Origin of the sequence: Pseudoalteromonas sp. US3C1004 (assembly GCF_048401065.1) — a bacterium.
Taxonomy (GTDB): Bacteria; Pseudomonadota; Gammaproteobacteria; order Enterobacterales; family Alteromonadaceae; genus Pseudoalteromonas; species Pseudoalteromonas undina.
Window position 1 is genome coordinate 2,798,377 of sequence record NZ_CP183073.1, and the last position, 15,838, is coordinate 2,814,214.

13 protein-coding genes are annotated in these 15,838 nt (G+C 40.2%); 4 read left to right on the plus strand and 9 right to left on the minus strand.

Annotation, left to right across the window (positions count from 1 at the left end):
• The first annotated feature begins 139 nt into the window (after positions 1 to 139).
• Positions 140 to 805 (plus strand): DUF1707 SHOCT-like domain-containing protein, encoded by a 666-nt coding sequence (locus tag ACNSN3_RS13060; RefSeq protein ID WP_008466362.1) that lies wholly within the window; start codon positions 140 to 142, stop codon positions 803 to 805.
• A gap of 46 nt (positions 806 to 851) precedes the next feature.
• On the opposite strand, the gene ACNSN3_RS13065 is transcribed toward ACNSN3_RS13060, so the two are convergent.
• A complete protein-coding gene (locus ACNSN3_RS13065) occupies positions 852 to 1,268 on the minus strand; it encodes a VOC family protein (RefSeq protein WP_138606581.1) in 417 nt (138 codons plus the stop codon).
• Between the two features lie 236 nt (positions 1,269 to 1,504).
• On the opposite strand from ACNSN3_RS13065, the gene suhB reads away from it, so the two are divergent.
• Entirely contained in the window at positions 1,505 to 2,308 is an 804-nt protein-coding gene (gene suhB / locus ACNSN3_RS13070; RefSeq protein WP_054202669.1) for an inositol-1-monophosphatase, read from the plus strand.
• 49 nt (positions 2,309 to 2,357) lie between these two features.
• On the opposite strand, the gene ACNSN3_RS13075 is transcribed toward suhB, so the two are convergent.
• From ACNSN3_RS13075 to queA, 6 genes are all read right to left on the minus strand, one after another.
• A complete protein-coding gene (locus tag ACNSN3_RS13075; RefSeq protein WP_418607669.1) occupies positions 2,358 to 4,145 on the minus strand; it encodes a GGDEF domain-containing protein in 1,788 nt (595 codons plus the stop codon).
• Positions 4,146 to 4,277: 132 nt separating this feature from the next.
• Entirely contained in the window at positions 4,278 to 5,225 is a 948-nt protein-coding gene (secF, locus tag ACNSN3_RS13080) for a protein translocase subunit SecF (RefSeq protein WP_008466355.1), read from the minus strand.
• A 9-nt stretch (positions 5,226 to 5,234) separates the two neighbouring features.
• The gene (gene secD / locus ACNSN3_RS13085; protein WP_010391748.1) at positions 5,235 to 7,094 is read right to left on the minus strand and encodes a protein translocase subunit SecD; all 1,860 of its coding nucleotides are present in this window, start codon (positions 7,092 to 7,094) and stop codon (positions 5,235 to 5,237) included.
• Positions 7,095 to 7,113: 19 nt separating this feature from the next.
• The gene (gene yajC, locus ACNSN3_RS13090; RefSeq protein WP_010391747.1) at positions 7,114 to 7,449 is read right to left on the minus strand and encodes a preprotein translocase subunit YajC; all 336 of its coding nucleotides are present in this window, start codon (positions 7,447 to 7,449) and stop codon (positions 7,114 to 7,116) included.
• Between the two features lie 26 nt (positions 7,450 to 7,475).
• On the minus strand, positions 7,476 to 8,603 hold the full coding sequence (gene tgt / locus ACNSN3_RS13095; RefSeq protein ID WP_054202633.1) for a tRNA guanosine(34) transglycosylase Tgt: 1,128 nt from the start codon (positions 8,601 to 8,603) through the stop codon (positions 7,476 to 7,478).
• 139 nt (positions 8,604 to 8,742) lie between these two features.
• Positions 8,743 to 9,774, minus strand: coding sequence for a tRNA preQ1(34) S-adenosylmethionine ribosyltransferase-isomerase QueA (gene queA / locus ACNSN3_RS13100; RefSeq protein WP_418607673.1), 1,032 nt, complete (start codon positions 9,772 to 9,774; stop codon positions 8,743 to 8,745).
• An 809-nt stretch (positions 9,775 to 10,583) separates the two neighbouring features.
• Between queA and ACNSN3_RS13105 the strand changes: the two genes are divergently transcribed.
• Entirely contained in the window at positions 10,584 to 13,115 is a 2,532-nt protein-coding gene (locus tag ACNSN3_RS13105; RefSeq protein WP_109874055.1) for an EAL domain-containing protein, read from the plus strand.
• A 187-nt stretch (positions 13,116 to 13,302) separates the two neighbouring features.
• Entirely contained in the window at positions 13,303 to 13,506 is a 204-nt protein-coding gene (locus ACNSN3_RS13110; protein ID WP_010391740.1) for a hypothetical protein, read from the plus strand.
• A 48-nt stretch (positions 13,507 to 13,554) separates the two neighbouring features.
• Here ACNSN3_RS13110 and ACNSN3_RS13115 read toward each other — a convergent pair whose 3' ends face one another.
• Positions 13,555 to 14,472 carry a hydrogen peroxide-inducible genes activator gene (locus ACNSN3_RS13115; RefSeq protein WP_054202636.1) on the minus strand — a complete coding sequence of 306 codons (918 nt, stop codon included), beginning with the start codon at positions 14,470 to 14,472 and terminating at the stop codon, positions 13,555 to 13,557.
• Between the two features lie 81 nt (positions 14,473 to 14,553).
• On the minus strand, positions 14,554 to 15,822 hold the full coding sequence (locus tag ACNSN3_RS13120; protein ID WP_055012403.1) for an inorganic phosphate transporter: 1,269 nt from the start codon (positions 15,820 to 15,822) through the stop codon (positions 14,554 to 14,556).
• Positions 15,823 to 15,838 lie beyond the last annotated feature (16 nt).

Sequence of the window (15,838 nt, forward strand, 5' to 3'; positions counted from 1 at the left end):
ATTGTATATTTGGTTAATCTGTCGTTAATATAATAAAGGATGAAAAAACAAAAAAACATAAATTAATGATTTTAAATGAATTATTATTTGGTATAAGGCTTGCTTTGAACTAGCCAGCAACCTTAAAAGGATAATTTAAATGTCTGTTAAAATTGAAGACCGCCCTATCGAGCAAGTTCGTGAGCAAGTAATTGATCAACTCATTTATAATTACAGCCATGGTGTCATTTCTGTAGAAGCATTTGAGAGGCGCTTAGACGATGCAATGGCAGCGAGTGACAATAGCGCGCTTATGGCCCTTGTTGAAGATTTAACCTTAAATACTGACCAGCAATATAAGGCACAAAAGCACTCGCAGTTTGCACCTAATTATAGTGCGCAGCATGAGACTGATGAAGAGCCACTTACATTAAGAAGCATTCTTGGTTCAAGTGAACGAAGCGGCCAATGGGTGGTGCCTCAAAACATTTATATAGAAAACTACATGGGGTCAATCAATCTTGATTTTACGGATGCTATTTTTACCCACCAACATGTCACTATTCACGTTAATTGTTACTTTGGCAGCGAAGAAATATATGTACCTGAGCACGTTAATGTAGTTTCTAAAATGTTTTGTATTTTAGGCAGTTTTGAAAATAAAACAGTTTCACTCAATAAACGCCAAGGGCCAACGATTCAAATTGAAGGAAAAACTGTTTTAGGCTCTGTGGAAGTTAAAGTTAAGCGCACTATTAAAGAAAAATTTATTAGCTTTGCAAATGATCTAAAAACTCAACTTGGTATGAATGGTAAACATTATTAAATATGCTAAACATTTGATGAAGCCAAAATAGTTGGCTTCATTCATATTATAAGTCGTTATTTCGCTCACTAGGTACATCACTCATATACTCTACAAACTCAACCTCAAACCCTGCGGGATCAATATAATAAATGTTCTTTCTAAATGGATTTACAGCGCCTTGCTTACTTATTGCAAAGCCCGCATGCTTTAAGCGCGCTATTACTTCATTTAAGTTATTGGTTACATAGGCAAAGTGTGCCAAGCCAATTTGATGCCCTGATAAGTCACGATTTTTCCCTTCACCGTGATCGCTTATAGCAATATATTGATCGTTATCACCAAAATGTACCCAGCGCCTTGCTTTACCATACCAGGTTCCTTCTCCCTCACTTCTAATTGACCAATAGGGAAATGCTGCTTGGTAAAACTTAAGCATGGCGTTTATATCACTGACAACTAAATTTACGTGTTCTAATTTCATAATTTTCTTCCTGTTAATTGAATATAGAACATCATAAAACCTCAAGTTCACTTTAGGTAAAGCGCTAATTTACAAATTTATTGCTTGTTTTTATTTCGATAAATATATCGAAAGATCATACCTGTACAAAAAACACTCACAAGTATTTAGGCTTTATGGTTTACTTTATGGCAAAAACCGCTAAAATACGCCGGCTTAAATATATAAACGTTCTTTTACAACCCAAAGGTAATACCATGCATCCAATGTTAAACATTGCGGTTCGCGCTGCGCGTAACGCAGGCAAACTTATTCTTCGTGCAAGTGAAGACTTATCAAAAGTTGAAGTGCAACAAAAAGGCACCAACGATTTAGTTACTAACATTGATAAAGAAGCCGAAGCCGTAATTCGTGACACTATTTTACGTTCTTACCCTGATCACTGCATCGTTGGTGAAGAGTTAGGCGAACACAAAGGTAAGGATGCTGATTACCAATGGATTGTTGACCCACTTGATGGCACAACTAACTTCATCAAGGGTATCCCTCATTTCGCAGTATCTATTGCACTTAAAGTTAAAGGTCGTTTAGACCAAGCAGTAATTTACGATCCAATTCGTGGCGAGCTTTTCACTGCTTCTCGCGGTCAAGGCGCACAGTTAAACAGCAAACGTTTACGTGTATCTAAAACTGTTGAACTTGCTGGTTCAGTTCTTGCTACAGGCTTTCCTTTCAAACAAAAACATCACTTAGATGCATACTCTGAAGCGTTTAAAGCGTTATTTGTTCACACGGCTGATATTCGCCGTGCAGGCTCTGCTTCGCTAGATATGGCGTATGTTGCAGCGGGTCGTGTTGATGGCTTCTTTGAAATTGGTTTAAAACCTTGGGATACAGCAGCAGGCGAGCTATTAGTTAAAGAAGCTGGCGGCATGATTGTTGATTTTGCTGGCGGTAATAACTACAACGTGAGCGGTAACGTAATCTGTGGTGCACCTAAGCTAACACAGGCAATTGTTCGCGAAATGCGCCCAGTATTATCTGAGTCGTTATTACGTTAATCGTAATTACGTACTAAAAAAGGAGCCTAGGCTCCTTTTTTGCTTTTTGTTAGCCACTTTTTTTACTATTGGATAAACGTACAATAGCAGGAGCCGGCCTTCTTCGATTACATATAAATAAGTAGCTGTGACGATAACGTTTTGCTTCTTTTTTAGCATCTGTCGCTAATGCCGCTACTTGATGGCTATTTTTACACTGCAGCAGGTCCGGCTCAACTAAACCTATCGATAATGTAAGTAAAGGTACAAACTGCTTTTCGCCCTCTCGATTAGTTGCCCAATACCCTTTTCCAGCAATATGCTCTGGCGTAAAAAATACGCGTGACTGCAATTCAAATTGCGTGATAATAGTATTACAAATCTCCACCGCATCTTTTTTTTCAAACACCACCATAAAGTCATCACCGCCAATATGCCCGACAAAGTTAGCGCTGTGCGCACACGCTTTTACAGTAACATCGGCCAGAAGTTTTATTACGCTGTCACCACTGGCATAGCCATACAAATCGTTAAATTGTTTAAAGTGATTTAAATCGATATAGGCTAGTGAAAATGGCTGTTTATGTTGCAGACGCTGCTCTATTACCTCACTAATTGCCACATTACCCGGTAACATGGTCAAAGGGTTAGCATGTTGAGCGTGGCGGATTTTTTCTGCTGTAATGTGCTTTAGTATGTCTCTGAGCGGTGCCAAGCCTAAATATTTATTGTTGCAGGTGATAACAATATGGCGACGAATATCAAAGTCTTGCTCTGTTATTTGCTGGGAGACAATATCAAGCATTTGATTTTCATCAACCACTAAAGGTTGTTTATCCATTAGCTCAGTGACTTCACATTTATCATAAAGTGCATGCCCATAAGGCGCGGCAAACACTTCTGTTAGCTGATCTTTGTGTAACAGCCCTATTGGCTGCTGACTGCTATTTAATACCGGTAAGCTGATTATGCTTTTGTCTTGCTCAAAAAGTGCATGAGCTTCTTTACAACGCGTATGACTGCTAATAGCAGGCTGAGCAACAGCAAGCACACCTATTGCCATTGATTGTTCAAACTTTGAGGCGGCTTGGGTCGAAGTGAGCGATTGTAACTGTTTACAGTTGTAGTCATAACTTGGCTGTTGACTCGGTCTTTCTAACAAGAACCCTTGAACATGACTTATGCCTATACTTTTAACTAAATCTAGCTCTTCGGAACGTTCAATTCCCTCTGCAATCACCGCTGTATTTGTTGCCCGTGCTAACACCATAATTGATTTTAGAAATTCTTTTTTAACTTCGCTTTGATCGCAATGATCAATAAAGTAACGATCAATTTTTACAATATCTGGGCATAACTGCGACCATTGCTTTAGTCCTGAATAACCTGCACCGAGATCGTCAATAGCAATCGTAAAGCCTAGCTCTCGATAATGAGCGATGGTTTTTAACAGTAAAAAGCCATCATCTACTTTTTCTTGTTCAGTTACTTCAATCACCACTCGATTGGCAGCAAGACCAAACTGTTCAATTAAATGTAAGGTTTCGCCTTTAGGGTGGCTCGGATCGAGTAGAATTTTTGGGCTGACATTTAAAAATAACTTCCCTTGCAGACTGAGTTTTACAAAATTTTCAATGGCGCGAGAACGGCATAAAAGCTCAAGCTCTGAAATCAATTGGTATTTATGAGCTGCTTCGAATAGCTTATTTGGCATGGCTAACGGACCATTTTTAGGGCCACGGCTAAGCGCTTCATACCCAATAATAGATTGCTTAGCTATATCGAAAATAGGTTGGAACAAGGTTGTTATTGCTCCTTGTTGTAAAATTGATTCTAAGACTTGTCGTTGCTCAGTCACTACTAGCTCAAATAAAAATTTAATAAGAGCAATAAAATACCAACTGAGTATGACTATTATGTGACTTATATAGGAGGCAATAAAAAACCGCTCACTAGGAGCGGTTTTGTTTTAAGAATAATTTAATCTCAATTAAGGCATTGGATCTAAATCAGCGCCTTCTTTTTCAATCACTTCTGGTATTAAATCTTCTTTACTTACGCCCATGGCAATAGCCACCGAGCTGGCAACGTAAACTGAAGAGTAAGTACCAATAAACACACCAAATAGTAGTGCAGTAGCAAAGCCATGAATGGTTTGGCCGCCCCATACAAATAACGCAATCAATACTAAAATAGTAGTGATTGAGGTTACTAAGGTACGGTTAAGTGTTTGCGTAAGCGAGATATCAATAATTTCAATCGTGTCGTCAATACGCACTTTGCGGAAGTTTTCACGAATACGGTCTGATACAACAATGGTATCGTTTAGTGAGTAACCTATCACGGCAAGTATTGCTGCCAAAATAGTTAAGTCAAACTCTAAACCTAGCACCGAGAATAAACCAATCGTAATGATTACATCGTGTAAAAGCGCGCCAACTGCGCCCACAGCAAAACGCCATTCAAAGCGAAACGCCACATAAATTAAGATACAAATAAGTGCAGTTAACATGGCAAGGCCACCCTGCTCTTTTAAGTCTTCACCTACGCTTGGGCCTACAAACTCAATGCGGCGCATTACTACGCTATCATCGGCTTGTTTAAGTGCAGCAATCACTTGGTTACCAATTACTTCTGCTTTTACATCATCACCGCGAGGGGCTAAACGGACCAGTATTTCTTGGCTTGAGCCAAAAAGCTGTACCGATGCATCAGCAAAGTCGTTTTCAGCCAGTACATTACGTACTTTTTTCAGATCCGCAGGTTGCGAAAAACCCACCTCAACTGCTGTACCGCCGGTAAAATCTAAACCGAAATTTAAGCCTTTAACAAAAAGTGACGCCAGCGACGCTATAATTAATAACGTAGAAAAGCCCATTGCCACTTTTCGAAGAGACATGAAACGAAGGGTTTTTCCGCCCAATCTTAAAATTTGCATGTCTGCTCCTTAAATTGAAAGTTTATCAACACGTTTGCCACCAATAAATAGGTTGATCACCGCACGGGTACCTATAATTGCTGTAAACATAGAGGTTAAAATACCAATTGCTAGGGTTACCGCAAAACCTGCAACAGGACCGGTACCAACAGCAAACAAGATAATCGCCGCAATTAATGTGGTGATATTGGCATCAAAAATAGTACTAAAGGCGCTATCGTAACCAAAATGAACCGCTTGTTGAGGGCTGCGGCCATCGGCTAGCTCTTCACGAATACGTTCAAATATAAGTACGTTCGCATCAACTGCCATACCAACAGTCAGTACAATACCAGCTATACCCGGTAGGGTAAGCGTTGCACCAGGAATTAATGACATAACACCAATGATAAGTACTAAGTTGGCAGCCAGTGCAATATTCGCAACAAGGCCAAAACCTTTGTAGTAAATAAGCATAAAGGCCAGTACAAACGCAAAGCCAAGAGCTACAGCGGTCATACCTGCTTCAATGTTTTCTTGACCTAGGCTTGGCCCAACCGTACGTTCTTCTACAATTTGAATAGGCGCAACCAGTGCACCCGCGCGAAGTAGTAAACTTAAGTTATGTGCTTCAGCTGGGTTATCAATACCGGTAATGCGGAATGAACGGTCAAGACGCGCTTGAATGGTTGCTACGTTAATAACTTCTTCCACTTTAATTGGCGGAAGTGCTTTACCGTCACTGTCTTTTTTACCTGATGGCTTGTATTCAATAAACACGGTAGCCATACGTTTACCGATAGCACGCTTGGTAAAGGCATTCATTTTTGCCCCACCTTTACTATCGAGTTTAATGCTTACTTGTGGACGCTGGTACTCATCTGCACCTGACTGCGCGCCAGTAATATGGCTGCCTTCAAGAATAATGCGTTTTTTTAGCACCACAGGATAACCATCACGGCTCATGATCATTTCAGTACCCGGTGGGATACGACCTTGAGCAGCGGCGCTTATGTCAGCATTTTCGTCAACTTCACGAAACTCAAGCGTTGCCGTAGCACCTAAAATTTCTTTAGCGCGAGCGGTATCTTGAATCCCTGGTAATTGCACAATAATACGTTCAGCACCTTGACGCTGTACGTTTGGCTCTGCAACCCCAATTTGGTTGATACGGTTACGAATAATAGTTTCGTTTTGCTTGATAGCATAGTCACGAATTTCTTTTAGCTTTAGCTCACTCATAGTGGCAAAGAATGCGTTATCGTTACTGCTATCATCAATGTAAACGTTTAATGGGTAACGGCTTTCTAAAAAGCGCTCTGCAGCGTCTTTATCTTCTTCGTTACGCATTTCTACACGCATGCGCTCAGAACCAGCTACACGGCGCACACTACGATAACGTAGTTTTTCTTCACGCAGGTCGCTACGGAAATCTTGCTCCATTTGCTCTAACTGATTATCCACCGCAGTGACCATATCGATTTCCATGGTGAAATGTACACCACCACTTAAATCTAGGCCTAACTTCATAGGATTACCGCCCAGCGACTTTAACCAAGCCGGTTGTGCAGGAGCCATATTAATAGCTGAGATATAATCGTTACTTAGCGAGTTACGCAGTAAGTCTTGTGCTTTTAGTTGGTCTTCAACATTTTTAAAACGAACAAGAATTTGCCCATCTTCGAGCTTTGTCGATTTAGCACTTACGTTATCTTTTTTGAGGATTGCGTTTACTTTGTCTACAACACTGAGGTCAACATCTGTGCCTTTAGCGCCAGAAACCTGTATGGCCGGATCGCGGCCATACAGGTTTGGTGAAGCATATAAAAGGCCAATGGCTAACACAGCTAAAACAAGTAAATACTTCCAAATTGGAAACTTGTTTAACACGGGGCCGTCCTTATTATTTTTATAGCGACTTCATTGTGCCTTTAGGCAATACAGCAGATACTGCTGATTTTTGTACTGTTACTTCTGCTTGCTCATTTAATGAGATCACGATGAAGTCTTTATCTTCAGCAATTTTTACGATTTTACCCACTAAACCACCTTGGGTTAGCACTTCATCGCCTTTTGCCATCGCGCTCATTAAGCTTTTATGCTCTTTTACGCGCTTTGCTTGCGGGCGGTAAATTAAAAAGTAAAAAACCAAACCAAAAATCGCTAACATAATTAGCATTTCCATACCGCCGCCTGCTGCAGGTGCACCAGCGCTTGCATGCGCGTTTGAAATAAATAAACTCATAATACTTCCTCTTTAATTTTTAAATTTTAATTTGTTGTATCAGCTAGCTCTGGCACTTCTTGGCCTCGGCGAGCGTAAAAATCGTGGACAAATGTCTCTAGTTGACCTTCGCTAATAGCATTACGCAAACCTTCCATAACACGTTGATAGTATCGTAAGTTATGGATAGTGTTTAGTCGTGCACCCAAAATTTCGTTACATTTGTCTAAATGATGCAAGTAGGCGCGCGAATAATTTTTACAGGTATGGCAATCACACTCTGGATCAAGTGGACCTGTATCTGTTTTATGCACTGCGTTACGGATTTTAATGGTACCCGTTGTAATAAATAAGTGACCGTTGCGTGCATTACGCGTTGGCATTACACAGTCAAACATATCAATACCACGACGAACCGACTCAACTAAGTCTTCTGGCTTGCCTACACCCATTAAATAACGTGGTTTGTTTTCTGGCATTTTATAAGCACAATGATCAAGAATATTAATCATTTCATTTTTAGGTTCACCAACCGATAAACCACCAAGCGCATAGCCATCAAAACCAATCTCTTCAAGGCCCGCTTGTGATTGTGCACGAAGCTCAGGATACATACCGCCTTGAATAATACCAAACAATGCTGACGGGTTGTCGCCATGCCCTTCTTTTGAGCGCTTAGCCCAACGAAGAGAAAGCTCCATAGAGTCTTTGGCTTCTTTTTCAGTGGCAGGATATGGCGTACATTCGTCAAATATCATCACGATATCTGAGCCAAGATCACGCTGCACTTCCATTGATTTCTCTGGCGACATCATAATTTGATCACCATTAACTGGCGATTGGAACATTACGCCTTCTTCAGTGATTTTACGCATTGCGCCAAGGCTAAATACTTGGAAACCGCCTGAGTCAGTAAGAATTGGGAAGTCCCAGTTCATAAAATCGTGTAAATCACCATGCTGTTTGATGATTTCAGTACCTGGACGCAACATTAAGTGAAATGTATTGCCTAAACAGATTTGTGCACCCGTTGCTTTAACTTCATCAGGTGTCATGCCTTTAACCGTGCCATAAGTGCCTACAGGCATAAACGCTGGTGTTTCTATTACACCTCGGTCAAAAATTAAGCGACCGCGGCGTGCTTTGCCATCGGTGCAGTCTAATTCAAATTTCATAATATCCTCTGTGTCGGAAAAACAGTCCAACAAGCTATAATTTAACCGCTCGATTCTACCCTTTTTACCACCCTATTACTATTAGCAGTGATAAATTCACTGTGCTTAGGAGTAAAATAAAAACCGATAACGCTGTAAATTATTTACGGGTCAAAAACATCGCATCGCCATAGCTAAAAAAGCGATACTGTTGTTCAATCGCAGTATTGTAAGCACCCATAATATTGTCTTGCCCTGCAAAGGCACTGACCAGCATAATTAGAGTTGATTCAGGTAAATGGAAGTTGGTGACCATGGCATCAACAACGTTAAATTGATAACTTGGAAAAATAAAGATATCGGTATCACCAAAGTAAGTATCTAACTTGCCGCCATGTATTTTTGCTGCCGACTCTAGTGAGCGAACTGAAGTTGTACCTACCGCAATCACACGCCCGCCTTTGGCTTTAGTGCTTGCAACCGCATCCACCACAGCTTGCGGCACTTCAATATATTCAGAGTGCATGATGTGCTCATCAACACTTTCTACCCTAACCGGCTGGAATGTACCTGCGCCAACATGCAAGGTAACAAAGGCCATTTGTACGCCTTTATTTTTAAGTGCAGCCATGAGTTTATCATCAAAATGAAGGCCTGCTGTTGGTGCTGCAACGGCGCCTGGCTTTTCGCCATATACTGTTTGGTATCGCTCTCGGTCCGCTTCATTATCTGGGCGATCAATGTAAGGAGGAAGCGGCATATGGCCAACATCATTTAAAATGTCGAGCACATTTTCACTGCGGTCAAACTCAAGCTCAAATAACGTATCGTGGCGTGCCACCATAATGGCTTTTGCTTTGCCCTCTAAAATGAGTACATTGCCCGGTTTTGGCGATTTACTAGCACGAATGTGCGCAAGAACCCGGTGCTCGTCTAATACACGCTCTACCAGCACTTCAACTTTACCGCCAGATTCTTTTTGACCAAACATACGCGCAGGTATTACTTTGGTGTTGTTAAAAACCAATAAGTCGTTTTCGTTAACCAGTTCGAGAATGTCACTAAATATTTTATGCTCAACAGCACCGCTCGGCCCATCTAAGCTCAATAAACGGCTACTGGTTCTGTCTGCTTTAGGAAAACGAGCAATTAATTCATCAGGTAAGTCAAAGCTAAAATCAGCTACGCGCATTGTTAGAATTCCACATCATTTAAAATCGCGCCAAGTGTATACCCAAACCACCTCAAAATGCGAGTTTCAGTTGGAATTAAAAGCGATTTAGGCAAGGCATTGATTGCAAATAATAGTGGTTCTATTATTAATATCAATAACGCAGTATAAATCGCTTTTAAGCCAACCCGTGGGCGTTTCACAGGGGCATACTCTCATCGTTGCTACTTCTTGAAAGGGACTACCATTACTGCAAAGTATCGCCTTGATATTAAGCCCCTGTGAAGCGCTGAATTCTGCATTTTGAGGTGGTTTGGGTATATTTAAACCACCTCAAAATGCGAGTGTCGTTGGAATTAAAAGCGATTTAGGCAAGGCATTGATTGCAAATAATAGTGGTTCTATTATTAATATCAATAACGCAGTATAAATCGCTTTTAAGCCAACCCGTGGGCGTTTCACAGGGGCATACTCTCATCGTTGCTACTTCTTGAAAGGGACTACCATTACTGCAAAGTATCGCCTTGATATTAAGCCCCTGTGAAGCGCTGAATTCTGCATTTTGAGGTGGTTTGGGTATTTAACTATTAGTAACGAAGCTCAAGATAACCCCTATATTCTCCCTAATCACTATTACTATTGAAGCTCAAAATATCCCTTATATTCTCCCTAATCACTATTACTAATGAAGCTCAAAATATCCCTTATATTCTCCCTAATTGGCCACTAATGAACTACATTTAAAATAGCGGTTAAATACGCTTGTTCTTATGGCTAAATATCATTACTCTTACAGTTTTATGATCTGCATTTCTCGGAGTGGTACCTAAGTGGCGAAACAGCTTAAATTGCTAATATTAAATGCAAGTAATGATGAGCGACAGACTATACGTGCCACGCTGGAGAGACTTAGTGTGTTTGAGTTTATTGAAGCCTCAGACAGCCAAGATGCGTTAAAAATCTTAAAGAATCAAAGCGTAAATATAATCATAACCGGCTTAGATGTAGGTAAGATTGATGGTTGGCGGTTTTCACGTATGATCCGCTCTGGTTTACTTAAAACGCCGAAAAACACGCCTATTTTGCTAATTCCGCCCATTTATTGTGAGCGTATCGCCGAAACTACCGCACGTAGCTATGGTATAGATGCGGTACTGCCTTTTGAACGCCAAGATATATTGCCGCAGATACTAGCAAATGTGTTATCGAGCCATTTAGAAAAAAGTAGTCGCTTAAACCTATTGTTATTAGAACCCTTTGCCAGCAGGGCAAATGATATGAGTGAACAGTTAAAGCTAAACTTTGCAATTACTCATGTTACTAACGAAAAAGCCGCGTTAAGTGCCTATAATCAGCAGCCGTTTGCTATCGTGCTACTCGATGCCACTGCAGCACAAGCTGAGAGTTCAAATCAATTAGTTGAAAAGATTCTGCAGCATAACCCTCAACAAGCCATTGTTACTATTATTGATAAAAACGATGCCGATTACGCTGAGCAATTATTACTTTCTGGCGTTACCGATTTTATTCGTGCTCCTTACGATCCCTCATTTTTAAATAAAGTCTGTGATCATGCTGCTCGTCGAGAAGATTTTATGGTGAGCTATGCTGAGTTTGCTAATAAGGTACAGCAGCTAAGTATTAGTGAAGTTAAATATCGCGACCTGTTTTCAGCACATCAGCGTATTTTATTGCACTTAAACACGGTTGTACTTGAACTAGACCAACAAGGGAATATTCGCTTTATAAACCCTGCATGGGAATCTCTGAGCGGCTTTGGAGTTAAGTCGACCTTACAACAACCACTCACTGCTTTTTGTACCACAGAACATAAACAGTCATTACAATCAACAATTGATGATATTTTACAAGGTGGTGCGAACAAACAAAAAATAGAAGTTAAACTGAGCCAAAAAAATGGTAACTCAGTGTGGGTAGAATGTCGGCTTCAGTTAATAAAAAATAGCAGCAACAACGCCACTATCACCGCCACACTCGATAACATTCATGAGCGCAAACAAGCAGAGTTGCAATTGCGCCATTTAGCCCTGCATGACACCTTAACAGGACTACACAACCGTTATTATTTTGACCAACAGCTTAACTATATTTGCCAGAGCGAAAACACCCATACAAATATTGAACATGCGCTTATTTATATTGACCTTGACCACTTTAAAATAATAAATGACAGTAAAGGCCACCAACAAGGTGACATTGTTTTAAAAGAAGTGGCGCAGCTATTTATTGCCAATATTAGTAATGAGCATCTGATCTGCCGTGTCGGTGGCGATGAGTTTGCGGTGATACTTAAAAATACCAATTTATTGGATGCACATTTAATCGCAGAAGGAATTTGTAGTGCCATTGAAGGCAACCAATTTAAATCTGAAGAGCAAATCTATTCAATTAGTTGCTCGATTGGTTTAACCCAAATTACCGCTGATAACTGCGATCCGAATGAATGCTTAAAGCAGTCAGATATTGCGTTATATATTGCTAAAAATTTAGGTCGTAACTTAGTACATTGTTATTCAAAACAAGATGGTGAGAACAATGCGCTGCAAACGGGTTTAGAGTGGGGCCATGGGGTACGTCAAGCACTCCAACAAGACAGCATAGAGCTTCATTATCAACCCATTTGGGATTTTAAAACTAATCAGGTTGCCTACTTTGAAGTACTGCTAAGGTTAAAGCTAGACGACGAACTTATTTACCCTAATCAATTTATTCCCTCATTGGAAATGCTTAACGATACCTTTTTAATGGACCAATGTGTTATTCGTAACAGCATTGCGAGTGTTGCTGCACATCCAGAGCTTCTTCAGATTGCAATAAACTTATCGGCACAGTCATTTTTAGATGAGCGTTTGCTGCCATTAATAGAGTCGACCCTTGAGAAGTATCAAGTGTCTCCTGCGAAAATTATTTTTGAAATAACCGAATCGGCCAGTATTAATAATTTAGCGGCGACACGAAAAATGATTGAACGACTAAATAATTTAGGTTGCCACTTTTCAATTGATGACTTTGGCACCGGCTTCAGTACCTTTAATTACCTTAAACAATTACCAGCCCAACACGTAAAAATTGACGGCTCATTTGTTCGCGATATGCTCAATGACTCCATTGACTTAGCGCTAGTGAAAGCCATAAATGACATCAGTCGCTCACTAGATAAGCGCTCTGTTGCCGAATATGTAGAAACTGCAGAAGTATTTTTTGCACTTAAAGAAATTGGTATCGACTATGGGCAAGGCTACTTTATTGCTCGCCCTGTACCAATTGACAAGGTACTGATTGAGTTAGAAAAAATTAAAAACAACCCTATTTTTTATCAAGACACCCTCACGTCACTATAAACATTAATAAACAAATTTAAGCAATTTATTACTTCCAAATTTGCCCATCTAACCTATACTTTGCTTATCGGCAGCACAATGTCATGAAAATTAAGTGATTACCTTAATTTTACGTGACATCTTTATTTCTTATCGTCTAGATGTCTATACTGTTAAAGGTGGACATAGGGGCATAAGGAGGATGTTTATGACGCAACTAATCACGTTATTATTGTTTATACACTTTGCTATTGCGCTTCAATGTTACAAGTATGCCCAGATTAAAGGCTACCCTGTAAAAACCTTTACAGTGCTTGGGCTAGTCCCGTACTTTAATGTTGTTGTATGGGTTTACTTACTATTTTTACCGCCGCTAGAGAGCTACCACAGCCAGCATAAGCAGCCTCTATAATTCCCCGTGTTATTTAGCGTATTAATTAAAATACGCTTTTTTTTTTACCTATTTAAAATCAACACTACACTGCTTTTTCAAAAAGAGCTCTAATTGTTGGCTAAACAATTTAAAGTCACGAATGCGCCCTGTTGTTTTACGCCACAATACACCAATATCGCGATAGGCATCGCCTTGCGATGGCGTAGCTAGCATGTTTTTGTTTTCTAAAATACCCGCATTAATCGCCATTTGCGGCAAAAACGTCACGCCAAGTTTATACTCAACCATACTCAATAAAGTATGTAAGCTAGCCGCCTCAAAGGGGTTTATACAGCTAGAGCGATTTAAATGGCACGCACTGAGCGCATGCCCTGTCATACAGTGTTCTCGCTCAAGTAAAAATACACTGGCTTCTGGTAATAAATTAAAGTCTTCAATGCCTTTGGCTGGTGTGTAGTCTTTATGGTGCACTAAACTAAAGTGATCTTGCGCTAATACTTGGGTATGAAATTTATCGGTTTCGTAGGGCAGCGCTAATAATGCTAAGTCAATTTGACCATGCTCTAACTTATCAAGTAACTTATCGCTGGTGTCTTCAATCAGTACCAACTCTAAATCTACAAATGTTTGCTGACAAAAGTGATACAAAGGCGCTGCAATAAAGCTCGCAATCGTAGGAATAACACCTACTGTTAATGTACCACTAAGCGGTGTTAAAAAGCTTTTAGTTAACTCTTTTAAACTAATAGTATCGTTGATTATTTTTCTTGAACGCTCAACCACCTCTTCACCAATAGTGGTAAACATTAGGCTGCGATTTTCTCGCTCTATAAGCTGACATCCTAAAGTTTCCTCTAGGTTTTGAATCGCAGTACTGAGCGTTGACTGACCAATAAAACAGGCACTTGCTGCTCGGCCAAAATGTTGATGTTGATGCACAGCTAATAAATACTGCAGCTGTTTAATACTAGGGAGATTGGTCATTTTTCTTTCCACAAATAAAAAGACCCCAACACCAAGGGCATTGAGATCTTTTCAAGCTAAAAGTCTTTTAAGTACTTTTTATTAAACCCCAAAGGCGGTTCTTAGTACGTAGAAAATAACAATAGCAAGGGCAGCACCAACTGGCAATGTAATTACCCAAGAAACTACAATATTTCTTATTACACCCATGTTAAGTGCGGCAATTCCACGTGCCATACCTACACCCAACACAGCGCCTACTAGGGTTTGTGTGGTTGAAATAGGTAAGCCTGTGCCCGATGCAATAACAACGGTAGAGGCAGCAGCTAATTCAGCAGCAAAACCACGGCTTGGTGTTAAATGAGTAATACCTTCACCAATGGTTTTAATTACTTTTTTACCTAAAATAGCAAGACCGGCAACAATACCTAAACCACCTAGTGGTAATATCCACCAAGCAATAGCGGCTTTCTTCGCAATTTCACCATTGTTTTCAACAATGTTTACAACAGCAGCTAGAGGCCCAATTGCATTAGCAACATCGTTAGAACCATGAGCGAATGCCATACAACAAGCTGTTAGTACCATAAGTACCGCAAATACTTTTTCTACATTGTTAAACTGCATTTCTCTATCCGCTTTAGGATCGATATTTAAACGAGAAATAGCAATTTTACCAATAACAGCAACCAGTACCGCTATACCAATAGAAATAGCAAAACCTTCAACGGTACCTAAATTAATACCAATGTGCTTTAAGCCTTTTTTAATGGTCACAAGTGCCATGATAAAGCCAGCTAAACCCATGTATATTGGTACAAAGCGCTTTGCATTTTTAAGTGGAGCGTCGGTGTCAAAAATCAGCTTTTGCGCACTCATAAATATTAAGTAAGCTATAAAACCTGATATCGCTGGCGTTACAACCCAGCTACCTACAATACCGGCAACTTTACCCCATTGAATAGCCTCTGTACCTACTGCAACTAGAGCAAAACCAATAATAGCGCCAATGATTGAATGAGTAGTCGATACCGGCCAACCTAAAAATGAGGCCATTAATAACCAACTGCCTGCGGCGAATAAAGAGGCGATCATACCTAAAACCATCAGCTCAGGAATATCGGCAAATGGGGCCGCATCAATAATCCCTTTACGAATTGTTGATGTTACTTCACCACCCGCTAAATAAGCACCTGCGAACTCAAAAATCATCGCGATAAAAATCGCTTGTTTAATGGTAAGTGCTTTTGAACCTACTGATGTACCCATCGCGTTGGCAACGTCGTTTGCGCCAATACCATAAGCCATAAAAAAGCCGACTGCTGCGGCAATTAAAATTAATACCGTGCCGTAAGATGCAATGATATCCATTGTGTAACCTTAATCT